Annotated in this window: 24 protein-coding genes and 1 pseudogene; 14 read left to right on the forward strand and 11 right to left on the reverse strand. The window is 37.0% G+C overall.

The features are described from left to right. Positions 1-272: 272 nt before the first annotated feature. From D9780_RS15770 to D9780_RS15780, 3 genes are read right to left on the reverse strand one after another with little or no spacing between them, the layout of a single operon-like run. Complete coding sequence (locus tag D9780_RS15770; RefSeq protein ID WP_121640749.1) at positions 273-773, reverse strand: hypothetical protein; 501 nt, start codon at positions 771-773, stop codon at positions 273-275. A gap of 33 nt (positions 774-806) precedes the next feature. Further along, on the reverse strand, positions 807-1,589 hold the full coding sequence (locus D9780_RS15775) for a hypothetical protein (protein WP_121640750.1): 783 nt from the start codon (positions 1,587-1,589) through the stop codon (positions 807-809). Between the two features lie 52 nt (positions 1,590-1,641). Continuing rightward, a complete protein-coding gene (locus D9780_RS15780; protein ID WP_121640751.1) occupies positions 1,642-2,067 on the reverse strand; it encodes a hypothetical protein in 426 nt (141 codons plus the stop codon). Between the two features lie 396 nt (positions 2,068-2,463). Between D9780_RS15780 and D9780_RS15785 the strand changes: the two genes are divergently transcribed. From D9780_RS15785 to D9780_RS15825, 9 genes are all read left to right on the forward strand, one after another. Beyond that, the gene (locus tag D9780_RS15785) at positions 2,464-4,059 is read left to right on the forward strand and encodes a fatty acyl-CoA synthetase (protein WP_121640752.1); all 1,596 of its coding nucleotides are present in this window, start codon (positions 2,464-2,466) and stop codon (positions 4,057-4,059) included. Positions 4,060-4,563: 504 nt separating this feature from the next. Continuing rightward, positions 4,564-6,042: a BglG family transcription antiterminator gene (locus D9780_RS15790; RefSeq protein ID WP_121640753.1), complete on the forward strand. Its 1,479-nt coding sequence runs from the start codon at positions 4,564-4,566 to the stop codon at positions 6,040-6,042. Between the two features lie 5 nt (positions 6,043-6,047). Then, positions 6,048-6,479, forward strand: a complete 432-nt coding sequence (locus D9780_RS15795; RefSeq protein WP_240458836.1) for a PTS sugar transporter subunit IIA — start codon at positions 6,048-6,050, stop codon at positions 6,477-6,479. A 22-nt stretch (positions 6,480-6,501) separates the two neighbouring features. Next, a complete protein-coding gene (locus D9780_RS15800; RefSeq protein WP_121640755.1) occupies positions 6,502-6,960 on the forward strand; it encodes a PTS sugar transporter subunit IIA in 459 nt (152 codons plus the stop codon). Positions 6,961-6,986: 26 nt separating this feature from the next. Further along, a complete protein-coding gene (locus D9780_RS15805; protein WP_205601090.1) occupies positions 6,987-8,324 on the forward strand; it encodes a PTS galactitol transporter subunit IIC in 1,338 nt (445 codons plus the stop codon). A gap of 74 nt (positions 8,325-8,398) precedes the next feature. Beyond that, positions 8,399-8,686, forward strand: coding sequence for a PTS sugar transporter subunit IIB (locus tag D9780_RS15810; RefSeq protein WP_077702395.1), 288 nt, complete (start codon positions 8,399-8,401; stop codon positions 8,684-8,686). A 44-nt stretch (positions 8,687-8,730) separates the two neighbouring features. Continuing rightward, on the forward strand, positions 8,731-9,405 hold the full coding sequence (locus D9780_RS15815) for a triose-phosphate isomerase (protein ID WP_121640756.1): 675 nt from the start codon (positions 8,731-8,733) through the stop codon (positions 9,403-9,405). 16 nt (positions 9,406-9,421) lie between these two features. After that, positions 9,422-9,955 (forward strand): YjbQ family protein, encoded by a 534-nt coding sequence (locus D9780_RS15820; protein WP_121640757.1) that lies wholly within the window; start codon positions 9,422-9,424, stop codon positions 9,953-9,955. An 88-nt stretch (positions 9,956-10,043) separates the two neighbouring features. Then, on the forward strand, positions 10,044-10,895 hold the full coding sequence (locus tag D9780_RS15825) for a class II fructose-bisphosphate aldolase (protein WP_121640758.1): 852 nt from the start codon (positions 10,044-10,046) through the stop codon (positions 10,893-10,895). Between the two features lie 191 nt (positions 10,896-11,086). Here D9780_RS15825 and D9780_RS15830 read toward each other — a convergent pair whose 3' ends face one another. Together D9780_RS15830 and D9780_RS15835 are read right to left on the reverse strand one after the other, a co-directional pair. Next, positions 11,087-11,542, reverse strand: coding sequence for a nucleoside deaminase (locus tag D9780_RS15830; RefSeq protein ID WP_121640759.1), 456 nt, complete (start codon positions 11,540-11,542; stop codon positions 11,087-11,089). 96 nt (positions 11,543-11,638) lie between these two features. Then, positions 11,639-12,094 carry a GNAT family N-acetyltransferase gene (locus tag D9780_RS15835; RefSeq protein WP_121640760.1) on the reverse strand — a complete coding sequence of 152 codons (456 nt, stop codon included), beginning with the start codon at positions 12,092-12,094 and terminating at the stop codon, positions 11,639-11,641. A 358-nt stretch (positions 12,095-12,452) separates the two neighbouring features. Between D9780_RS15835 and D9780_RS15840 the strand changes: the two genes are divergently transcribed. Further along, complete coding sequence (locus D9780_RS15840) at positions 12,453-13,043, forward strand: ankyrin repeat domain-containing protein (RefSeq protein ID WP_073007199.1); 591 nt, start codon at positions 12,453-12,455, stop codon at positions 13,041-13,043. A 503-nt stretch (positions 13,044-13,546) separates the two neighbouring features. On the opposite strand, the gene D9780_RS15845 is transcribed toward D9780_RS15840, so the two are convergent. Continuing rightward, complete coding sequence (locus tag D9780_RS15845) at positions 13,547-14,572, reverse strand: zinc-binding alcohol dehydrogenase family protein (protein WP_121640761.1); 1,026 nt, start codon at positions 14,570-14,572, stop codon at positions 13,547-13,549. Between the two features lie 395 nt (positions 14,573-14,967). Between D9780_RS15845 and D9780_RS15850 the strand changes: the two genes are divergently transcribed. Further along, the gene (locus D9780_RS15850) at positions 14,968-15,327 is read left to right on the forward strand and encodes a winged helix-turn-helix transcriptional regulator (RefSeq protein ID WP_121640762.1); all 360 of its coding nucleotides are present in this window, start codon (positions 14,968-14,970) and stop codon (positions 15,325-15,327) included. 184 nt (positions 15,328-15,511) lie between these two features. Here D9780_RS15850 and D9780_RS15855 read toward each other — a convergent pair whose 3' ends face one another. The 5 genes and pseudogenes from D9780_RS15855 to D9780_RS15875 all read right to left on the reverse strand — a co-directional run bounded on the left by D9780_RS15855 (position 15,512) and on the right by D9780_RS15875 (position 19,483). Then, a complete protein-coding gene (locus D9780_RS15855; protein ID WP_240458709.1) occupies positions 15,512-15,769 on the reverse strand; it encodes an IS3 family transposase in 258 nt (85 codons plus the stop codon). Beyond that, positions 15,726-16,376, reverse strand: a pseudogene (locus tag D9780_RS15860) (IS3 family transposase); the annotation flags it as partial. The pseudogene D9780_RS15860 and the gene D9780_RS15855, both read right to left, overlap by 44 nt. Beyond that, entirely contained in the window at positions 16,337-16,900 is a 564-nt protein-coding gene (locus D9780_RS15865; RefSeq protein ID WP_077701823.1) for a helix-turn-helix domain-containing protein, read from the reverse strand. The pseudogene D9780_RS15860 and the gene D9780_RS15865, both read right to left, overlap by 40 nt. A gap of 73 nt (positions 16,901-16,973) precedes the next feature. Further along, complete coding sequence (locus D9780_RS15870; RefSeq protein WP_121640765.1) at positions 16,974-18,707, reverse strand: putative ABC transporter permease subunit; 1,734 nt, start codon at positions 18,705-18,707, stop codon at positions 16,974-16,976. Beyond that, the gene (locus D9780_RS15875) at positions 18,704-19,483 is read right to left on the reverse strand and encodes an ABC transporter ATP-binding protein (protein WP_205601091.1); all 780 of its coding nucleotides are present in this window, start codon (positions 19,481-19,483) and stop codon (positions 18,704-18,706) included. The genes D9780_RS15870 and D9780_RS15875 overlap by 4 nt, the downstream gene beginning before the upstream one ends. 668 nt (positions 19,484-20,151) lie before the next feature. On the opposite strand from D9780_RS15875, the gene D9780_RS15880 reads away from it, so the two are divergent. The 3 genes from D9780_RS15880 to D9780_RS15890 are packed head-to-tail and all read left to right on the forward strand — an operon-like array spanning position 20,152 to position 24,755. Next, positions 20,152-21,618 (forward strand): PTS fructose transporter subunit IIC, encoded by a 1,467-nt coding sequence (locus D9780_RS15880; protein ID WP_116278504.1) that lies wholly within the window; start codon positions 20,152-20,154, stop codon positions 21,616-21,618. A 3-nt stretch (positions 21,619-21,621) separates the two neighbouring features. After that, positions 21,622-22,086, forward strand: coding sequence for a PTS sugar transporter subunit IIA (locus D9780_RS15885; RefSeq protein WP_121640767.1), 465 nt, complete (start codon positions 21,622-21,624; stop codon positions 22,084-22,086). 20 nt (positions 22,087-22,106) lie between these two features. Beyond that, complete coding sequence (locus D9780_RS15890) at positions 22,107-24,755, forward strand: glycoside hydrolase family 38 N-terminal domain-containing protein (protein WP_121640768.1); 2,649 nt, start codon at positions 22,107-22,109, stop codon at positions 24,753-24,755. Positions 24,756-25,074: the final 319 nt, after the last annotated feature.

The raw sequence follows: 25,074 nt of genomic DNA on the forward strand, positions 1-25,074 counted from the left end.
CGCTGTAGACATATCGTTTTTTACTTGTCATTATTACCTCTTTCAAATTATGCTTCTACATGTGCATGCACAAGCACACTGCAAAAAGACTTGGCTAATTAGCCAAGTCTTTTTGCAATATGCTTTTAATTATATAAAACAGTCTACATAGCGAATCCGTTGTGGTAATTTCTCACAAATCGCAATGCATGTTCATTGGACGAAATGGATTAGACGTTGTCCTTCTCCTTACATTTATCTAACTTCTACCACCATTTATGTTCAACATAAAATTATCTCTCATTATTTTCTTGATTACCGAACTCCTCGTGTTCGTCATGTAAGACAGAGGCATCTTCCATCTTCCCTTTTGCTTCTTTTACAATTGCTTCGAACTCTTTCTTTATTGCTGCCTGATTTTCCTCTGTTTGTTTCTTATTCAGTGATTTTATTAGTTCATCAGCATAATGCTCTAGCTCCTCCGTTCGGGCTGTGATCTCTTCATCTGCTGTGTGATTTAGTTTTTGTTCTGCTTCCTGCTTTTTCACTCGTAACGCTTTTCGCAAACGTTCTGTTTGTTCCTTCTCTTCTTCTAAAATAGCCTCATCCACTTTTTGTATCGCTTCATCTGTTTTCTGCTGTAACCAATCTGTTACCATACCACCTATATCTTCATCAGCAAAAACAGGATAGAAACTTCCAACTACTATTAACATACATAGCAAAGAAACAATAATTATTTTTTTTAGATTGGAGCACCTTCTTCGCCTGTAGGTTTCTTTTCTGATGCCCAAAAGCTATTTCTCCTTCCTACACAGAAGTGCCTACTATTCATTGATACCGGAAACAACATCATCAAGCGCTTCTTTTGCTTCATCCTCTAATATTTGCGCTGTTTGGGTAATGATTGTCTGCTGCTCTTCCATTAAGTCTGCAAGCAATGCCGTTACTACCTGCCTTACATCTTCTACTGCCCAATCAATTTGATTTTTTAAGTTACGTGTCGTTATTTCTTCCTGATTACGAAGCTCTACCTCTATTTGGTCTTGAGCATTTTGAATCGCCGTTTCCAACTCTGTTACCGCTTCCTGTTTGGCAGCAGTCAAATCACTCGTTATTTGATTTCTCGCCTCTTGCCCTAATTCACCAGTATAATGCGTTAAGTCTTCGGAAGCATAATTTAACCCTTCGTCACTTAAACGTTGAATTTCTCCATAGCCATCTAAAAACACATGATAAAATTCCAAACCCATTTGATCTAAAATTTCCCTCGATTCACCATCAAGAGACTCCAGATGCTCTATTTTCGCTGCAACAATTTCTTCTAATGATTCGCTTGTTAGCCTGTCTCTCATTAAATCAATATCCAGCGACGCATCGTTTTTTAACTGTTCATATTCCGCCTCTAACTCTGGCAGTTTACTTTCCCCATATGCCGTAACGTCATCTTCTATGGTAGCAACAGAATTTCCAAACATACCTTCATACCATTCACGTAAATGATCACCTGCCCCTGAACCGGCTAAGACAACACCGGCTCCCGTCAAAATACCTACTCCTACCATTCCAGCAACCACTTTCCCTTTCATTGTTTTTAATCCCCACTTCATAAGCACTTACTCCCCTTTGTTCTATTATTTGAAAGGACTAATAAGTGAAGTCCTATTCATCTACCCAAGATGCAATTTCTGCTGTTACCCCTTCATTTAGTTGCTCGTGAATGTCTGCTTTCTTCTCATTAGAATAATGGTGAAATTTATCTGCTACGCGAAACGTTTCCTTCGCCTTTACGATGCGCTCCGAATAACTATTCTGATAGTCTTCTATTTTCGCTTTTCCTTTTCTACGAGCTCGCTCTCCTGCCTGTTTTAATTTCTTTTGCTGTTCGATCCGTAGCAGTTCTTGATGCTCTAATGCATCTTTTCCTATTTGATTCAAATACGTGTTCATCCAGTTGGAAACTATTTCTATTTTGGGGATTTGCTGTAAGTTCCAGCTTTGTATATCTGCTGCAATCCTATTCACTTGCAAGCTTGTACCAATGACTACTAGTAACAAACTAACGCTCAAAATCAACCGTTTTTTCAATTTAAATCACCTTCGTAGTACGACGTATTATCTATGACATCACCTTCATTTCTCCCTTTGGGACTATCATAGCAGAGTGATTCGATTTTAAAATCAGAATATTATATCATTTTTCATATAGGTTAATAGTTTTGCAATCATACACAAATCTACAAGAAATTTAGGATTGTAGGCAGTTTCTCATACATAAATCAGAATTTTCATCATAATTCATGATAAATTCACTTATTATTTGTCTATTATCTATCAAACTTTTAGCCTATTTCACAACAAATATCGGCTCGTTGCATAAGAGCAAAATCGGTTTACACGCCCCTCCGCCAAACTTGCTTTTAATAATTATCTGAATTAAAATAATTAAAAGAATATTATTAGCAAATCTAAAGGAGTGTGTTCATGAGCGTAGAAGCAAATTGTGATGTCATTAAAGCGTTGCAACGCGCCAGAAGAAATACATTAGGAGATATACTCTCCCGAACAAGCGAACGAAAGCCTAACCAAATCGCAATCGCTTACAAAAATATCGAAGTAACGTATAAGGAATTAGATCAGCTCGTAAATCAAACCGCACATGCTTTCTTAGCAGACGGAATGAAAAAAGGAGATCGGATTTCTGTTATGTCCAAAAACAGCTTAGAGTTTGTCATTGTAAACTTTGCTCTAGCTCGAATAGGGGCTGTCATGATTCCAATCAATTATATGTTGCATGTAGAAGATATCACCTATATTGTGGATCATGCTGCAGTTACAGGGCTCATCGTTGCTGAAGAATATATACATTTACTAGATGAAGCAGAATTAAACATGGATATTCCATATCGCTACGTCATGGAGACAAATAGCAAAGCGACCAATGAGAAATGGAAACGATTAGATGATGTGAGACAAGATCAACCTACATCTCTCGTTGATGTTGATGTGGAAGAAGATGATCTATGTCATGTTTTATATACGAGTGGGACAGAATCACGACCCAAAGGCGTTATGCTCACTCACAAAAGCATTATTAGTGAATACGTAAGTTGTATTGTAGATGGCAATATGCAGCCTGAAGATATTATCATTCATGCGCTGCCACTATATCACAGCGCTCAACTTCATGTGTTTTTAGGCCCGAGTATGTATGTTGGTGCTAGTGGAATCATTCTTGATGGAGCTAATCCAGAAACGATGTTAAAAACAGTCGAAGAGAAAAAAGTTACCCAACTTTTCTGTCCGCCAACCATATGGATTGCTTTATTGCGTCACCCCGATTTTGCAAAGAGAGATTTATCCAGTTTACAGAAATGCTATTATGGCGCAGCAATTATGCCTAGAGAAATACTTAAAGAGTTAACAGAACGCCTACCCAATGCAGGTTTTTGGAACTTTTACGGGCAAACAGAAGTTGCTCCACTTGCTACCGTTCTAAAACCACAGGATCAGCTTCGAAAACTCGGCTCTGCAGGAGTCCCTTCGTTAAATGTACAAACAAAAATTGTGGATGAAAATGATGTTGAGGTAGCTCGTGGGAAAGTAGGTGAAATCGTACATCGCACTCCACATGCCATGAAAGGTTACCTTCATGATCCAGACAAAACAGCAGAGGTGTTTCGCAATGGTTGGTTTCATAGCGGGGATTTAGGTGTAATGGATGAAGAGGGCTATATAACGGTGGTTGATCGTAAAAAGGATATGATTAATACTGGAGGAGTAAACGTATCTAGTCGTGAAGTAGAGGAAGTCATTTATCAGCTAGCAGGCGTGTCGGAAGTTGCTGTCATTAGTATACCAGACCCTTATTGGATTGAAGCTGTTACAGCTATTATTGTCCCTAAACAAGACACACCATTAATAGCGGAAGAAGTGAAAGCATTTTGTAAAGATAGACTATCCAAATTCAAAGTTCCTAAATATATTATTTTTTCAAATACGTTGCCGAAAAATCCTAGCGGTAAAGTACTCAAGCGAGCTTTACGTGAGCAATATGAGGATAAGATAGGGGGAATGTGAATTTTTCATGATGGAGGGGGTCCTTTTATACCCCACTCCATGTTTTTTTAAGTGCTGTTATTTCTCGCTTAGCCTTTGTTCAGATAGCATCTTATAACGACTGAACGTCGACTGTTTCATAGTTATAGGGCATACAATGGTATACATTGCCCTAATAACCCGCTTCTTATTTTTCACTTTCCATATAAATCTATTAAAGTTTCTCCGTGGCACCTCCTCTATTACAAAATGTTTATTTTCTAATTCTTTTTATATTCTTTTTGTCTGTGTATTATCCTTCATTCGCTAACATTACTCCCTCTCTATAAATTTAAAAACACTTTTTCTAAATGGTGAAATTAATCAAATACTTTTCGTAAATGGACTGTAGATATAGGTAAATATATATGAAAATTTGGCAATGGAACTAAGTGAAATGTCCGTTACAATGGACACTTAAAAGAAAAAATCGCGCACCTCTATGTGATAGAATAAACATAAAGAAGGGAGGGTAGATCATTTAAGATGCATTTCAATGAGAGAGAACAAAGTATTATTGATATATTAATGCAATATAAGTTCTATGTCCCTGCTTCAAAAATTGCCAAGCAATTAGACGTTTCTAAAAAGACCGTTTATCGAACGATCAATAAACTAAATGAAAATCCTGCTACTAAACCATTAATTGAATCCAAGCTTGGCGAAGGGTTTAGACTTAACTATGAGGAATATATAAGGAAAAAATCCGCTAAGGAAAGTTTTCTGAAGAATTATACTCCTGTAGAGCGAAGGAATCAAATTCTCATCGATTTACTGTTTAAAGCACCAAACCCTATTAGAACAACAGATATTTATGATAAATATTTCATCAGTGAAACCGTTATATATACGGATATAACAATACTCAATAAGAGGTTAAAAAAACACAACTTAAACATTGACAGAAATAGAAAATTTATTTCTATAATTGGAAATGAAGTAGATATTAGGAAAGTATTAATTAACACGATTAATATTTTTAACTTAGATAATCTATTATCTAAAGAAGAGCTTAATCATAATGACACGGAATTTATTATTGATCATATGAATAGATTGGAAAGTCAACTAAATATCACCATTCCTTATCCATATAATATTAATATCTTTTCTCATCTATACATATTAATCAATAGATTTAGAAGTGGGAAAGTAGACGTGAGCAAAGTAGTTGATAAACTTAAACAGCCATACACCAATTTGATTCAAGAAAACAAGGACATTTTTCAGCAAGCCAAAAATATCATTAATCACTTTTCCAATTACTTAAATAAAAACTTACCAGATACGGAAGTGTGGTACCTGTTCCAGTATTTATTATCATCACGATTAGTAAACAATAGCAAAAAAGAAGTTGAACAGGTTAAACACGGCATAGAGAAAGAAATAACCGAATTTTATATAAAAGAAAGCGGTAAAGTGTTAGGCAAGAACTTTAATAAAGAAATGGTCTGGGAAGAATTAATCAATCACATACGACCAATGATTAATCGCATAAACAATAATATTCATATAAAGAACAACTTGTTAGAAGAAATTAAGGTAGAGTACGAAGAACTATTTCATATCATTACAATGATATCAAAAAATGCAGAACATACTTTTAATTTGGGGAAAATTACCGAACATGAGAACGGCTATTTAACGATATACTTTGCAAAATATTTGGAGCAAATGTTTGATACAAAGAGGATAATAATTATTTGCTCTAGCGGCATCGGCACTTCTGAATTACTTAAAGTAAAGGTCAAAAAAGCATTTCCAAATATAGAAATAGTGGATGTTCTTTCAACTACAGATTTTATGAATCAATTTCATAAATATAATGCTATTGATTTTGTTCTTACCACCGTAATCTTGGAATCGTTCACAAAAGAAGTGCCTATATTATTAGTAAGCCCTGTTTTCGGTGATAGAGATAAAGAGATAGTAAATACGTTCATAAAAAAAGAAAGGCAAACGTGATTTACATGCTTACATTAAACAAGGATTTAATCATTTTTTGTGAAAATATGAACAATAAGGAACGGATAATAACAAAAATAGCTTCATTATTATATAAAAAAAATTATATCCATCATAAAAAGGATTTTATTAAAAAAGTTATGGAAAGAGAAAAGGCAGGTTCAACATATATAGGAAATAATGTAGCAATCCCACACGGGGAATCAAAAAGTGTGAAGACAAATTGCTTGGTTATCTTAAAAAGTAGACTACCAATCCATTGGGATGGATATGCCGTACATGTTATAGCATTATTTGCCATCCATCCAAACATAAATCAAATAGAAAAAGTAAATTACAAAAGATATATACAAGCAATTGGAGATGAAAACTTCGTAAACAAGTTAAAAAATACTAACGATAAGGAGAAGATCGTTATGCTATTTGAGAACGATTAACTTTAGGAAAGAAGGATTTTTAATGATGTTTTTTAATAAAGAGATAATTACGTTTAATTTTGAAGGACATTCCAAAGAACAAGTTCTAAGCCATTTGTCAGCAGAATTTATTGAAAACGATCTCGTTACGCAAGACTTTTATGCATCCATTATCTCTAGAGAATTAAGCTTTCCAACAGGTTTATGGATGAATGATACAGGGATTGCAATACCGCATACTGATTCTGAAAAAGTAAAACAAGCACAAATCGGATTTATGTCTTTAAAACAACCTGTAACATTCAAAGAAATGGCAAACAAAGATAATGAAATAGAAGTATCACTCATTTTTATGCTAGCGTTAAAACAATCTGATCAGCAATTGTCTATGCTACAAAAGCTTGTGAACCTTTTCCAAAATGAAAGTATGGTAAAACAATTAAAAGAATGCACATCACTTATTGAATTTAAAAGCATAATGAAAAACGCCGGCATTGAATAAGGCAATTTAAAAAAGGAGGATTTCCCATGCAAGTCTTTCAAGAGGTCATGCAATGGTTTGTTGATTTAGGAGCCAGTGTCATGCTCCCCGTTATTTTCTTCGTATTTGGTTTGATTTTAGGAATAAAGCCAGGGAAGGCTTTTAAATCTGCTTTAACCATTGGAATTGGCTTTATCGGATTGAACTTAGTAATTGGTCTTTTAACGAATAATTTAGGTCCAGCTGCTGAAGCAATGGTTGATAATTACAATCTATCCCTCCAAACAATTGATGTAGGATGGCCCGCAGCATCGGCAATTGCATACGGCACCCTTTTGGGTAGTATGGCAATCGTTGTAGGGATCTTAGTAAATGTTATTTTACTCGTATTTGGATTAACAAGAACATTAAATGTAGATATTTGGAACTTTTGGCACATCGCATTTTCAGGATCTATCGTGTATGCAGCAACAGCAAACTTTGCTTTAGGTGTTTTTACGATGATTACACATTCCATGCTTCTCTACTTCTTGGCAGATAAAAGCGCAAAGTATGTTGAAGAATACTATCAGCTACCAAATATGTCATTCCCACATGGGGCTTCTACACCAGGTTTTCTTTTAGCTCTACCATTAAACTGGGTTTTTGATCGAATACCTGGTTTAAATAAGATAAATATTAGCGCTGAATCCGTACAGAAAAGATTTGGAGTTTTCGGAGATACAACAGTTTTAGGATTTATCATTGGAGTAATTATCGGATTATTAGCTAGTTATGATTTGAATAACACTTTAAACCTAGGTGTTGCAACAGGTGCTGTGATGTTGTTGATGCCAAGAATGGTTTCCTTATTAATGGAAGGGCTTACCCCTATCTCTGAAGCCGCAAGTAGTTGGGTTCAGAAAAGGTTTCCTGGTAAAGAATTATTTATCGGAATGGATAGTGCATTAGCTGTGGGACAATCATCTGTTTTATCTGCTTCTCTATTACTAGTGCCAATCGCACTTCTACTAGCAGTTATTTTACCAGGAAATACGGTACTACCTTTAGGAGATTTAGCTACCGTTCCTTTTATGATTTGTTTAATGGCTGCTGTATTTCGAGGAGACATACTTCGTACCGTAATAGGAGGAGCAATATACATCGCCACAGCACTTTATGTTGCATCTTGGGCAGCTCCTTTAATAACCAAGTCTGCAATAGCATCCAATTTCGACTTAGGAGGAAATTCCTCTATTAGCGTATTAAGTGATGGTGGTGCATGGACAACTATTTTATTTGGTGGTCTAGCAGAAAATTTAGCTTGGTTAGGAATAGGCTTCGTTTTTATTGTTGTATTGTGCGCATTGATTTACCAAGGTAAGAGGCAAGCCAGAAAGAAATAAAAAAAATATCAGCTATTGCACAACGTGTAATTATGTAATTAGAAAAAATATCTTTAACTACTGGAGGAATTGAAATGAAAAAGAAACTACTAATTATATGTGGAACTGGTGTTGCTACATCAACTGTTGTTACAGGGAAAATAAAAGAATGGCTTCAGGATAACCAATTAGATAATCAAGTAACTTTATTCCAAAGTAAAATCTCAGACGAAGTAAATAACCTAGATAATTATGATGTAGTAATAAGCACAACCATTGTTCCTGATAATCTAAAAGAGAAGGTAATTAATGGAGTACCTTTATTGACTGGTGTAAGGAAAGAGGAAGTGTTTCTTCAATTAAAAGAAAAACTGACCAAATAACCTGTTTTACACCAATTTTTGAAAAGTAGAAAGGAATTGTTTACATGTTTACCTATCAATATAAAAAACCCGTTTTTATTGTAAATCCTAAATCCTATCTTTACGGAAGTGATTTGTTAAAACTGGCAAAAATTACAGATAGCTTAGCAGAAAAATATGCTGTCGACGTTTTTTTTACAGGTCAATTAATAGATTTGCAACAGGTAATCGAAGAAACCAAACATGTAATCGTTACCGCTCAACACATGGATTATTTAGTTCCAGGAAGAGGCATGGGACATGTTCTACCTGATGCTTTAAAAAACAAGGGAGTAAAAGCGGTTGTCTTAAATCATGCAGAGAATCCTCTCACGTTATCCGAACTGGATAAAACGATTCGAAGAGCTAACGAATTAGGCATAATAACAATTGCTTGTGCTGACACCGTAAAACAATGTAAAGCAGTTGCAGAATTAGAACCTCATATGATTATTTGTGAGCCAACGGAATTAATTGGAAGTGGGGCAACGAGTGCATCATCTTATCGAAAGGAAACTACAACTGCAATTAAAGAGATTCATTCAGAGATATTAGTTTTACAAGCAGCAGGTGTAAGTACGGGAGAAGACGTAAGAAAGGTTCTGCAAGAAGGAGCAGACGGCACTGGTGGAACAAGCGGCATTATTAATGCACCCAACTGGGAAACTAAATTAGAAGAAATGATAAGTTGCTTTATTTGAAACGGAGGAACAAAAAATGATTATTTATAACCAAACGTTAACCATTACTTCAGCAGGAAATCGGGTATCTTATCATGATATTACGGAAAGAATCAGAGAAATTGTTGAACAAAGTGCAGTGAAAGATGGTTTATGCGTAGTGGCTTCACCGCATACAACTTGTTCTGTTTTCTTTGAAGAATATTCGCATGATAAAAACTACGCAGGTGATGAATACCTTCAAGTTGATTTAAATAATGTTTTAGAAAAAGTGGTACCTAGATGCCTATCTGAGGGACAGTATTACCACCCTGGACCTGAACATACCAAATTCGGCGTAGAACTGCCAAAAGAAAAAATGCGTACAGAAGGAACAGATTTAGTACCAGATAAAAGATCTCTATTAAATACGGAGGCACATATTAAAGGGACCTTCATCGGCTCCAGTGAGACCTTTATCATCGAAAACAAGGAGCTGCAAATTGGTAAAGTAGGTTACATTTATTTTGTAGACTGGGACCAAAATAGAGTGAGAAATAGGCAATGTAAGGTTCAAATTATTGGTCAATGAATATTGCTACACAATTGAACCGTATTTGAGCAACTGCCTAGTAATAAAGCTGTATTCATTCACCCCATATTAAAGGAGATTAGATTTCATGTTAGTTACGTTAAATGAAGTCATGGAGATAGCAGAAAAAAGAAACTGTGGTGTTGCCGCAATAAACACACCAACATTTGAAAGTTTAGTTGCTGCAATAAACGCAGCAGAGAAAAATACTACTCCTATTATCATACAGCATGCCCAAAGCCATGAGTACATTAATCAGATAGAAACAATTGGACCTGCTATGATCACACTAGCCAAACATGCAACCATACCAATTTGTGCGCATATTGACCATGGGGAATCTATAGATTATTTAGAAAAAGGTTTGCAGCTCGGCTTTTCATCCATCATGTATGATGGCTCAAGATTACCTTATGAAGAAAATGTACAAAAAACGAGAGAGGCAGTAAGGTTAGCAAATGCATTTGGAGCAAGTGTAGAAGGTGAATTAGGAATTATGATAGGAAATGAAATAGGCGAACACACACAAGAAGTTAACGAAGAAGATAATTATACAGACCCACAGTTAGCATATAAATTTGTGAAAGAAACAAACATAGACGCACTTGCAGCTTCATTTGGCACAGTTCATGGATTCTATAGACATAAACCAAATTTAGATTATAAAAGAATCAAAGAAATTGCAAAGTTAACTAACTTACCGTTAGTAATGCATGGTGGATCTGGTCTAAGTTCAAAAGAATATAAACTATCTATTAAAAATGGCGTAAAAAAGATTAATTATTATACTTATGGAGCTAAAGTAGGCGCCGATGCAACTAAAAATTGTATGAATAATCATGATGCCGTTTTATTTTCCGAGATATCACGCTATGCTCAAGATGCTATGGAAAAGGACTTTCAACAAATAATAGATGTTTTTAAAAGTATAACAGAGTGAGATTAAGATAAGAAATATTTGCAACTTACAGTTTTTATAGTTGCAAATATTTCTTTGGTAACGCCATTCTTGTAGATACAGAGAACCTTTAATGAGCGGCTATACATAGGACGAAATATATGTTCACACACACGCAAAATGTATGTATATGAAAAACATGCTTTAAATGGTAGCACTCTAATAGAACGATGTTATCTGTTCCCCGCTTCCCAAAGCTTCATCGGATCCTCTTGCCCTTCACGTAGCGGCATTTGAACGGTAGGTAATGAACGTTCTGCCTTCGGTTTTTGCAAGTCTTCATATATTTTTTCCGAAGTTGTTAAGCCTACTTCCGCCGCATCTTCAACCGATGCACAGTAATACACCTTGTCAATGGATGCAAAATACATTGCTGTTAAACACATGGGGCAAGGCTCACCACTTGCATACATCGTGTAACCGGACAAGTCATTCGTTTGTAATTTTTGCTGCGCTTGTCGAATCGCTACGAGTTCCGCATGAGCACTAATATCATAGGTGTGGTGAAGCTCATTTACCCCCTCAGCAACCACTTCCCCATCTTTGACCAATACCGCACCAAACGGCTGTCCACCATGCTTCACATTTGACAGTGCTAACTCTACCGCGCGTTCCATAAACATATCCATTTCCTGCACCTCCATTGTCATCCTAATACATGTTTAGAGCCTACTTCTTCATAATAGTTACACAAATATGGCATCAAGTTCTATGGCTATGTTCCTTTATACAAGATCCATAGATAAACGTACCATATCAACACACGGAATGCCATTTTCAAAAATAGGTTCAGAATAATGACGTACAAAAAAATCTTTGTCTACGCCAGTTATTCGAAAACCACATTTTTGGTACAGAGCTAACTGATTGATACTCGAATTACCTGTACCAATTTCCAATGTTTTATATCGCTTTTCTTTCGCTTTTTGAATAGCATCCGCAACAAGTTTCTTACCATATCCTTTTCCCTGCTCAGATTTCGCTACAGATATATTCACCAACTCAGCGGTACTCGGTCTAGTTGGAAGTAAAACATATACACCGATTCTTTTTTCTTGAACTTCTGCAATATAACAATCCCCCCTAGGAAGATATGCTTTTACCAGATCTATTTCCGGATCTGCTTCTAATAATAAATCGAACGGTGGCGCTTCATTCACTCGTAATGGTCGAACCTTCATCTTTCTATTCTCCTTTAACTTTATTTGGAATTACTCATCTTTGCACTCACTATAACACAAGCGAAAGTAGAAAAAAATTCATTTTCTGATAATTGATTTCATGATAAACTTTTAGCAAGGTTAAATAGAAAACAATACCCTTTTCAATTTTCCTTATACTTCACTTCCACATTCTATGACATACAGAGCGACATCAACATGAGATAAACTTGATGTATTAGGAGGTCGGTTGAACGGTATGCCATTACGGTTCTTTTTAGTACTACTATCGGTTATCTTGCTTTCCATGGTTGGATGCGAGAACAATCATGCACCAAATGCAGATAACAAACAAATGAATAGTAAGGAGGAGAGCGCTTTGAATCAAGAGCTAATTCAAGCTGCGGAACGAGGAGAAAAAGCAAAAGTAAAGCAATTGCTTCATGAAGGCGCAAGTATAAATGCAACCGACGATCAAGGAACAACAGCTGTACTTGCTGCCACATATAGCAATGAAGTAGAAACAGTCAGATTGCTCATTGAGAAAGGGGCAGACATAAACAAGCAGGACAATCGGTTGGATAATGTACTACTTTATGCAGGTGCAGAAGGCTTATTAGATATTGTAAAATTAGCGTTAGAAGCAAACGCGGACACATCACTTACAAACCGCTTTGGTGGAACAGCGCTGATTCCTGCAGCAGAACGGGGGCATGTGGATGTAGTAAAAGAATTGCTCACCAACTCAGATACGGATGTTAACCATATTAACAATCTACATTGGACGGCATTAATGGAAGCAGTTGTACTTAGTGACGGCGGTAAAGCCCACCAAGAAATTATTCAATTACTTATTAAATACGGTGCAGATGTAACCATTGCAGACAAAGATGGCGTAACTCCGTTAGAGCACGCGAAAAATAAGGGATTCCATAACATTGTAAAGCTATTAGAAGCAGCGGAGGCGTAAACACACATGTGTGAACTACTCACCACTTAGCTTCGCTTGAAGTGGGAGCTTCTCATTTCCACGACGAAAGCAACCTTTCGTCTCCATGAGCGTTACTTCGGGAAGTTCCTGCCCTAGATGTCCGACGAATCGGAGTTTCTTTCGTACCTTGGATATTTTACGCATGGAAGGATTCGCTTGGTTTTCGCATTATTAGTTTCTCCATGCAACCTCATATATCCAGTTTTCAAAGAACACTTCATGCTCTTATGGTAACATGCGTTCGGTCAATTAGCACGTCTAAAGACGTACTTGACCGAAAGCCAATTCATCTCCACCTTACCGCTGGGATTTCACCCTTCACACGCTTGAAGATGGAGACTTCTTGGCTAAAAACGTTAAAGTTAAGAATGAATGCCTTCCTTAAAATGACGTTTTTGCAGATCCTATCGTGAAAAAATCATACGATTTCCTAATAATTTTTATAGAGGCTTGGCTTCATCGCCAAGCCCGTTTCTATCTTATTAGTCTGCAAACCCTTCAACGACTAATTTCCCAATCATTTTTCCTGATTCTACTTTCGCATGTGCTTTTCGCAACGTCTCTGCACAAATTGGGGATAATTTTTCTTGCAACGTTGTTTTAATCACATTTTGGTCCATCATTTCACTCGCTTTATTTAATAAAACATGTTGGTTCATTATATCTGGCGTTGTGTATAACGATTTGGTGAACATAAACTCCCATACAAAAGTAGCACTTTTACTTTTAAGCACATTTAAATCAAGCGGCTGTTCATTTTCCACAATGGAACATATCTTGCCTTGAGGTTTAATCACTTCGCCCATCGCTTCCCAATGTTGATCTGTATTATTTAGACATAGGATATAATCTACTTCAAGTAACTGCTTCGTGGCTAATTGTTCTTTTAACGGTTCATAATGGTTTATGATATGATCTGCACCGAGCTGCTTTACCCAATTTTCTGTTTCTGATCTGGAAGCAGTAGCAATGACTTCTAACCCCGCCCATTTTGCAAGTTGAATTGCTATTGATCCTACGCCACCAGCTCCGCCAATGATTAAAATGCTCATAGCATTATTTTCCTGTTTATTTTCTGGATGAATAGCTAGTCGTTCGAATAATGCTTCCCAAGCAGTTATCGTCGTTAACGGCATTGCAGCAGCTTCAGCAAAAGATAATGATGTCGGCTTCTTCCCAACAATTCGCTCGTCCACAAGATGATACTCGCTATACGTACCGGGTCTATTAATTGCACCAGCATAAAACACTTCATCGCCAGGTTGGAATAGTTCACAATCTTCCCCAACTTCGACAACGACGCCACTCGCATCCCAGCCTAATACTTTCGGTGTCTCTTCTTTCTTTTCTTTGGGCGCACGCACCTTCACGTCTACTGGATTAATGGAAATAGCGTTTATTTTAACTAACAAATCTTTTCCTGTTGCTGTCGGTTTCGTTGCTTTAAAATCAAATAAACTATCTTCTCGCTCAATTGGTAAATACTCTAGCAAGCCCACTGCTTTCATATCAATCATCTCCTTGGGTTTTTATTTTAGAATAAGAAATACTTGTCGTATAACCTTAAACTTTATGGTTTACTATAGTATAAGAGTAAACGCAAAATAATGTAAGAAGGCACATAAATGTTGTATAGTAACATTAATGTAACCTATGCATGTTTTTATAAGGTGCTTTCCTTCAAAGGCTGTTAGTCTTATCCAAATATATGTGCTAATTTTATACCTTATCACTAGCCGACATATATGATGCTTTAAAAGCGGATATTATAGAAAAAAGTTGTTGCTTTTTTATACTATAACCTTTTCGTGTGAAAAACATGCTTTTAGAAACTAAATAACGAGAGTATACGCACGGGGTTTTTCCCCTTGAAATTAAAATCCGAATTAGGTGGTGGGTAAAGATGAGAAACAGAAAAAGTGGATACGGGTGTCCTGAAGGCTGTCCAGTAGAAGCCACGTTAGATGTTATTGGCGGAAAATGGAAAGGTGTCATCTTATATCATTTGCTAGATGGTAAAAAGCGTTTCAACGAATTACGTCGCTTCATTCCAGGTATAACCCAACGGATGCTATCCTTGCAATTAAGTGAGTTAGAACAAGACGGTGTCATCAGTCGTACAGTGTTTCCAGAAGTGCCTCCACGTGTTGAATACGCTATGACAGAATTTGGTACAACATTAGAACCCATTATTACGCAAATGAAAAAATGGGGAGATCAATATAAAGCAAACATGTTAGAAAATAAGCAAAAAAGGCAGTGACTATAGAGAGCAAACTGGACATAATTTAGCATTCCTATAGTATTTGAGACATTCGGCTGATTGCCACGTTTTATAGAAAAATATGTAATTTCCCTCAAGCTATAATCCTTTACATTTTATTTTACAGTGCAAAAAGAGAAAGAGAGCATACAAGGGTGGTGACCCCACAAAGTTAGAGTTTTTATTATGCAGCTGTTTGGCTGGTTTGAGTTCGGTATTGTACTGGACTTAAACCAGCCAATTTTAACTTTATACGTTCATTATTGTAGTAATCAATGTAATCCTCAATTTTTCGCTTTAGCTCTTCATAAGACACTATTTTTTCCCCATAATACATTTCTTGCTTTAGAACGCCAAAAAAATTTTCCTTTGCCGCATTATCCGCACATGTTGCTTTTCTAGACATACTTTGAAAGATTTTGTTTTTCTTTAATGTTTTCATCCTTGTTATGTTGATAGTGCCAACCTTGATCAGAATGAATCGTTGTTCGATATTCAGCTTCATTTTTAATAATTTTTAGTGCTTGATTTAACGGTGCTATAACGAAATCTAATGTTGGACTGTTAGAAATACCATAGGATATAATTTCACCATTATATAAATCCATTATTGGACTTAAATACAGTTTTTGATCTTCGGTACATTTAAACTCAGTCACGTCTGTCACTAGTTTTTGAAGGCGAATGGATGTATTAAATCTACGGTTCAAGCGATTTTTAGCCACTTTTCCAACCTTACCTTTATACGATTTATAGCGAGATTTACGTGTGAATTTCACGCACCTTAAACCCATTTCATTCATAATTCGCTGGACTTTTTTATGATTTATTACATAACCTTGGCTTTTTAACTCTAAATAAATACGACGATATCCGTATTTACCCTCGTGCTTTTGAAAAAGCTCAAGGATGATTTCTTTCCACTCTTTATCTGGATCTTCTTTCTGTAATTGCTTCATATGGTAATGATAAGTCGCCTCTGGAATACCCACAATTTCTAACACATCTTTTAATTTGAATCCTTCTTCTTTGAGTTCGAACGCCAACGCTGCTTGTGCTTTTCGAGGAAGGCGTTCGGATTCTCCTGAAAAGCTTTTAACTTTTTTAAATAGGCATTCTCTAAGCGCAGAAGTTCATTTTCGCGTTCTAACAGTTCTTCACGAGATAACTCTTTTTCTTGTTTCGCTGGTTTCGCTTTATGATTTTTAGACATAGGAGGCCGTCCTTTCGATTTATCTTGCAGGCCCTCTATACCTTCATTCCAGAAAATTCTGTACCAGTTCGCAATTAATGTGGGATTGTTCATCTTAAAAACAATCGCGGTATCTTGATAAGAAGCGCCTGTCCTTTTCATAAAGTTTAATACATCTAACTTAAATTGAACAGGATAAACTTGTTTAGAATGCTTCCTGCGTAGCCCGTCCTCACCAAATTCTTTATAAGCACGAACCCACCTCTCAATTGGTGATTGGCTTGGAATACCATGTTTTTTCGCTAGCAATCCATAGCCCAAGGAATTTTCAAGATATTCTTTTACAATCATCAATTTAAATTCATAACTATATTTAGCCATATAAAAACACCCCAAAAGTCAGATTTTCACTCTAACTTTTGGGGTGCGGCACCAAGATCTGCCCTCTTTCTTGTTATAGCTTTGGTATGGATTTTGACTGTTGAACCATCTCAATTTCTATTCCTCGCTCCATCCTACGAGCGCTAAGAGATGTAAAAATTGCTCCAACTCCTCCAGAAACAACGACCATTACTACAATACCTGCCATCGTGACTAGAATCGGACTCGCCTCTTTCCATATTAACACCGTATGAACAAAGTTTGCTACCACGTTTACGACACCGGTATTGTCGCTTGCTATTTCCTGAATAAATGCTTTTGCTTCTATAGGAAGTAATAATAGAACGTATGGTATAAGCGCTAAAAATAGATACATATAGGAAGCGACAAATAAAATGAGCGCAGTGCCAAACTTTAAACGATTCTGTGGATTTTCTGGATTATATTTTGCTCCAATTGCACCAAACCATAAGCCGATGCCGCTAATACCAATGGATAATACAGCTTTTAAAGCAATACCTCCAACAAATGGCAACAAAGACCATCCTAGTAACACACCGAGTATAATCTCCACCACGGTCAATACAACAAATGGTATAAGCCAACTAATCCATAATTTCCCTATTGCTATTTCTCGACCTGACAAAGGAAGGATTTGCAAGATCCAAAGATTTTTCCCTTCTCTAGCTATAGAAGAACTGGCTATTTGACCATTCAACATCGCATAAAGAAGCAAAAGTAAAACTTGCGCAATTGGCCATGTTATTTCCGCAGATCCGCGAAATTCGCTTAAACTTCCACCCCCAGCTATAACAGCAAATAGATAACCAACAAAGAAGAAAAGTAGCGGCATAAACACGAGCCATTCCCTCAAATCACGCTTCATTACATACCATTCTTTTTTACCGACGGCAATGATTGGATGGTGGGGTTCAGCCGCAGATGTTTTAAACGTCTCTTTCTTCTTCCTTTTTCCTCCACCTTCACTTAATTTAATCCAACCTGTACGAAATCCTTTTTCAACAAAAACAGAAGCGATTAAAACCGAAATGATAGCCAATGCTAGAGTCAAACCTAAAGGTAATACAAAAGAAAACGACCCTATGCTTGCTTCCGATACAGCTCTGCTTGCCCATGTAAGCGGAACCCAATCCGGAAATAATGGCAGCCCAGCTAACATTAATTCCGACAGCGAACGCTCTGACAACATGTCTGGCAACATAATAAGCAAATAGACAAATAAACCAGAAAACATACTCATCACAGTCATAAACTCATTCGCTCGACTACCCGGGATAATTTGAATTAATAGCAAATTGATTAAATAAGCAACGGATAACCCGATCATCATCACTGCGAGCAAGACAAGAAGCGTAACTGGATAAAATAATAGACTTACCCCAACTGTTGCTCCATAAGTAAACAACGGAACGATAACGCAGATACATAACATAAGTGGTGTACCTGCAAGGCTTTGCAAATATTTGGTCCAAAAAATATAGGTTGTTGGAATCGGCATCGTGAACAATAAATTTAAGTCTGTTGCTGCATATAATTGCTTAAATACTTGCGGTAAGCCAAACAGTATAAGAAAACCAATCATTGCTAACATGCCATATGCAAGTACTCCTTCAAAAACAGCCCCCGTTAATGAACCACTAATTTGAATAACACCCTTCGTTATCCAAGCGATGAAAAAACCAATTACTAAGAAGCTAATAACATAAACAGCGTATGTTTTAGTCGGTTGTGATTTCATCGTATTCATAAATATTTTCCATTGATTAGCTAGTAAGACGCTCATCATTGGCTGTCACCTTGATTTGTTAATCCTTGAATAACTTTCTGATGATCCTCCCCACCTGTTAACTCTAGGAAAATATCCTCTAAACTCTTATTGGCATATTCGCCTCTGCTTCTCAATTCTTCCATCGTTCCTAAAGCTATTATATTACCTTCAAATATTATACCGATACGATCACACATTTGCTCAGCGATCTCCAATATATGTGTGGATAAAAATGCCGTCATGCCTTGATCGCATCGTTGGCGTAATAGATTTTTCAACGCTCTAGCACTTTTCGGGTCTAAACCAACTGTCGGCTCATCTAAAAACAACACGTCAGGGCGGTGTACGAAGGCACCACACATAGCAATCTTTTGCTTCATTCCGTGAGAGTAGCTTTCAATTAAATCATTTGCACGTTCCGTTAGACCAAACATCTCTAATAGCTTCTTCGCTTCAACTTGGAAATCGCTTTTTGGCATGCGGTATACCGAGGCAATAAATTCAAGATAATCCCACCCCGTCAACTTCGGATAAATATTAGGCTGGTCAGGCACATAAGCGATATGTTTCTTTGCTTCAAGCGGATTTTTCCAAATATCAATTCCAACAATTCGCGCTATACCGCTGGAGGGCTCTAACAATCCAGTTAACATCTTAATCGTTGTCGTTTTCCCAGCTCCATTTGGACCAAGGAATCCAAATAGCTCTCCCTTTCTCACTTCTAATGAAATATCCTGAACAGCCTTATGCTTGCGGTAAGTCTTTGCTACGTTCGTTAACTTTATCGCTTCCATTATCGTCTCTCCTTTCATTTTTGAAGTTATTTTTCTATTGAAAAGCTTGACTTATCGCTTCACTTTTAGCGGGCGATAAAGTTTAAGCTTGTTTTAGAAAAACTTAGCTATCGCCAAATCTTTATACCAAGATACATCGCTTTTCTTTTACGACACATTTTCTTTCCTATATTTTAAAATACGAACTTATTTACATATTAAAAAGGTTGCTCAGCAAATATGAGCCATAATAATTTCCTATAGTATAACAAATCCATATTCATCTGGACATGATATTTTTTAAAGATAGCATGATTTCACCTGCAATATTCGCCCCCTCTAGAATTAGTGCCGAAAAAATGAAAAAGGATGGAAAGAAGGAAAATAAGCTAAAAATACTAGTATAAGCATCCGACACTTTTTATTTTCCTCTATTGGAGGTAGAAAGGCTACTTACTTTGAAAGTATTTTCATGAAAACGCATAAAAAAGATACTTTATACAGAATTACTTGTAGATATATACATTACATAAAGACACACATATAATGAAACCATAGCTAATTAGCCAAGATCTATTCGCATTCTTATTGTATCTAGATACATGAAAAACAATGAAAGGGAGCATGACTAATTGTATTCCTTTCCCAATCTTTATTTAAAGAAAACAACTACAGAAAGGTGAGCTACCATGTCTAAAAAGAAAATTGTTGGTGTTACAGCTTGTTCAGCCGGAATAGCCCATACGTATATGGCCGCCGAATCTTTAGAAAAGGCTGGCGTTGCTAAAGGTTACGACATTAAAGTGGAAACACAAGGTTCCATCGGTGTCGAAAACAAACTAACTGCTCAGGAAATTGAAGCAGCTGACGTAGTAATACTAGCTGTAGAAATTAATATCGATATGACACGTTTTGCAGGTAAGCGTGTATTAAGAGTACGAGCAGCAGAAGCAATTAAAAATCCTGAGGCTTTAATTGAAAAGGCTTTAAATGAGGCTCCTATTTACGGAGAAAAGGGAACAAAAGCGGGAGTAGCAAAGATGGGCAAAACAGAAGAAGGCGGTTTCTTCCAGCATATTATGGCAGGTATTTCCTACATGATCCCAATGGTTATTGCTTCCGGACTTATTTTAGCTATTGCCAATGTATACGCATTCCAAAAAGATGATGCAGGAAGAATTGTCAACTGGGGTTTTGATACTTCTACATTTATGGGCGATTTAATGTCCAACTTGTTCAGTGTTGGGCAAGTCGGTTTCCTATTAATGATCCCTTTGTTTGCTGGATTTGTTGCGAACTCTATTGCCGGAAAGCCAGCGATTGCAGCTGCCATGATTGGAACCTATATTGCCAATGATGCAGAAATGCTTGGCGCTGAAGCCGGAGGAGGATTTTTAGCAGCTATTCTAGTTGCCTTTGCAGCTGGTTATCTCGTCAAAGGGCTTAAAAAAATTCCGTATCCAAAAATTATTCAGCCTATCGTACCAATTATGCTACTACCATTAGTAAGTACATTACTTATTTCTATTTTTGTCCTATACGTAATTGGAAATCCAATGGCCTCGATGATGGACTTCTTATATGAAGGGTTAACGACTTTAAATGAAAATTATGCAGCAGCACCAGTAATTGTAGGTATTATTATTGGCGCAATGGTCGGCTTTGACCTTGGTGGACCAATTAATAAAACAGCCCTTGTTTTTGGTACAGCAGTCTTTACGGACACCGTTGCTAAATATGGCATTGAAGGTGCTAACTTTGTACCACAGACAGCAACTCAAGCAGCAATTTCCGTTGCTCCACTTGGAATATGGCTTGCCTCTATACTCTTTAAAAAGAAATTTTCACCAACCGAAAAAGTATCTGCACATAGTGCATTTGGTATGGGGATGGTTGGTGTAACAGAAGGTGCTATACCTTTTGCGGCACAAGACCCCATTCGAATGATCCCTGCCTTTGTTGCTGGTTCAGCAGTTGCTGGAGGACTTGCAGCAGGATTAGGCGCCAAATTTTACGGCGGTATTGGCTCTCCGCTTGGTACATTTGTCGGTTATATTGAACAGCCTATTCCTTTTGTTACATGGATTTTCAGTGTCCTGACAGGGGTACTCGTTACAGCCGTTATTATTGGATTCACAAAGAAAAAGGTGGAATAAATCATGGAGACATCGATTTTAGATATACAACATATTACTTTTGATTCTTCCGTAACGACAAAAGATGAAGCTTTACAATTTATTGCTGATTTTGCCAAAGAAAAAGAGATTGTTAAATCGGCTAAAGCATATTATAAAGGTCTAAAAAAACGTGAGCAAGAGGTTACGACAGGTTTTAAGAGCTCCATTGCTATTCCTCACTGTAAGCATAAAACAGTGAAGAAACCTGCACTAATGTTAGTGAAATTTACGAACCCAATTGAGTGGGAATCGATGGATCATCAACCTGTTCATATGACGTTCGCCCTTGCGATTCCTGAAGGGAAAAATCAAGAGCATCTCACATTACTCAGTACAATTTCTCGGGCATTAATTGATGAGACATTTACAAAATCGATTATAGAAGCTGCAACAGCTGAGGAATTACATGCGACTATTCAAAATAAATTACTTGCTCAAAGTGACTAACAGATTAGGGTGTTGTTGAAATGAAAACGAAAATTCATGTGATCGCTCATACACATTGGGACTATGAGTGGTATTTTACAAGTAGCGAATCATTTATCCAGCTTTGCTACCATGTAGATGAGGTAATCAAAGCGTTAGAAGATGGTGTCCTCGACTACTATATGCTGGACGGACAAATGAGTATTGTGGAAGATTACCTGGAGGTACACCCAGATAAACAACAAACATTACAATCACTCATCGCGGCTGGAAAATTAAAAGTTGGTCCTTGGTACACACAATCCGATCAAATGATTATTCGTGGTGAATCGATCGTCCGCAATTTGCAGCTTGGTATTGAATCTGGAGATGCATTAGGTGGAGTAGATCGATTAGGGTATATCCCAGATGCGTTCGGACAATCCATTGATATGCCAAAGATTTTCTCACAATTTGCGATTGATAAAGCTGTCTTTTGGCGTGGGTTGTCCTCTGACCAATTAAACACTAGAGAATTCTACTGGCAATCAGAGGATGGGTCTAATCTATTAACCTACAATATAAAAGATGGTTACTTTGTCGGTGTACAACTCATTGAAGTAGACTATGCAAAGCCTTTATTAGAGCAAATAAAACAGAATACCACCTCATCTCATATTGCTCTACCGGTGGGTGGGGATCAACGATATGTCGATTTTAATTTAAAAGAACGGATTGCTCACTATAACGAACAACTTACAGATGATCACTTCATCGAAAGTAACTACGATCATCTATTTGCAGCCATGGAGAACGAAGCTAGGACTTTACCAACTGTCCAAGGAGAATTATTGAATGCTGAGGTTTCTAAAATTCATCGTTCTATTTACTCATCTCGCTATGATCACAAATATTTGAACGATAAAATAGAACGTCGATTAATTTTTCAAATTGAGCCATTAATGAGCCTAGCAGACCAGCTAGGAATTCCATATAAACAAGCGCTTATAGATAAAATTTGGAAATTAACATTACGTAATCACGCTCATGATAGTGCTGGTGGCTGTAATAGCGATAAAACAAACCAAGCCATTTTACAACGCTTTATTGAAGCTGACCAACTTTCCTACTCTGTCGTTGATTACTTAACACGAAAAATCAGTGAATCAAGGAATAATGTAAAAAATAATCAAGTGACTATTTTTAACACGTTACCAATAATCAGAGAGCAAGTTATTACCATTGCTTTATCATTACCAGTGACGAGCTTTTCTATATACCATGGAGAGCAAAAATTGGATTATGACATCCGAAATATAACGAAGCATTCCAATGCACCAATTCGTAAAACAATTGATCCTGCTCCTGCATCGTATTATTACGAAATCGAAATTGCCTTGCCTGTAAAATTACAACCGCTTGGCTATGAAGTGCTTGATATTGTATTGGAAGAAGATCGTATGGAAACAGTTCCTGCTTCCGAGAAGCAAGAGGTCACTGCAAATACGATTGAAAATGAATATTATCAAGTTCAAGTTAAGAATGGCAGTGTTCACGTTCTCGACAAAGAAAGTAACACCTTATATCCTGATTTCTTACTTGTTGAAGATGCTGGTGATGACGGGGATAACTACGACTACTCGCAACCAGAAAATGACTGGAAATTACAATTTAAATTTGACACAGCTAGTGTTTCTAGCAATCCAGGAACTTGGAAAAGCACACTGAAACTGAACGGAAATTTTGTTGTTCCTAAAAACCAGCACGAACGCGAACAAGGAACTGCTACAGCATTGATTCCTTACACCTGCACTATTGGGTTAGAAGCGCATAAGCAGGCTGTAGATATTCATTTGAAAATAAATAATCAAGCAATGGATCATCGCATGCGCTTACTAATAAATGGTGGAGTAAATACAGAGGAAAGTATTGCTGATACACCTTTTGGGACTATATCTCGTCCTGTAACTGACCCTAACTTCAAACATTGGCAGGAAAAGGGCTGGAAAGAAGAGCCAACAGGTATTTATCCGATGCTTAGCTTTGTTCAATTGCATGACCAACAAAAAAGCGTGACCGCCTTTACAAAAGGGATTAAAGAATACGAAATTATCGGTTCTAAAGAAAAAGATATAGCACTCACGCTATTTCGTGCAGTAGGCTATCTTGGTAAACCTGATTTGAAACGGCGACCAGGAGTGGCTTCTGGTAATCAGTTCAAATATATCGAAACACCTGATAGCCAATTGCTTAAATCATTAACATTTAAGGTCTCTATTCGCATTGGGCGTACGTGTCATGAAGCTTGTGCATTTGCAGATTACCAAAAATATGCCATATCGATTCCTTACTATCAACAGCAAAGCTTAAACCAATTTACGAATACGCTAAAATACTTTGTGATGCAACCACTCCCTTTTCAAGTACCAGAAACCTATTCGTTGGTGGATGCGACAAATGTGAAACAAGTTGTATTTAGTTCATGTAAGAAAGCACGTCAAAGTAAAGGAATAATCTTACGCTTTTTCAACCCGACAAACCAAGCTATGGAAGATGGTGGCGAGCTAACCTGCAAAGAAAACGTCCGCTTTTGGCAGTTTACAACGATGGAAGAGAAACTGGATAAAGCTAACCAAAGAAGTAGCCAAACCATTCATTTAGGAAGCTTTAAGCCAAAAGAAGTTAAAACAATATATATCGAATTTAAATAATCATATAGAACTATCTAGCTTGTGCGGACCTTTTTATCATCTATTTAGAGAGGGATATTTTCTCCTCTCTTTAAATGTACAAACGAATGAACAATGGCTCGGGGCGCCCGTTTAGCAACGTAGCGAGTGGAGCGAATCAACTGAAGTTTTAGGAATTATGCTCCTGCAACAGGAGTATGCCGGCGCCCTCCGGCAAGCCCGTCTTTAGTCGACCTTCCTATTTAGAACGAACCGATGATGACTTATCGTAAGGCAATTCGTGAAGTCGCCTAGTTGCTGGGCGATGGAGCCGGACGTGGCTCATTCGGTTATTTGGTTA

Source organism: Virgibacillus sp. Bac330 (assembly GCF_003667845.1).
Taxonomy (GTDB): domain Bacteria; phylum Bacillota; class Bacilli; order Bacillales; family Amphibacillaceae; genus Virgibacillus; species Virgibacillus chiguensis.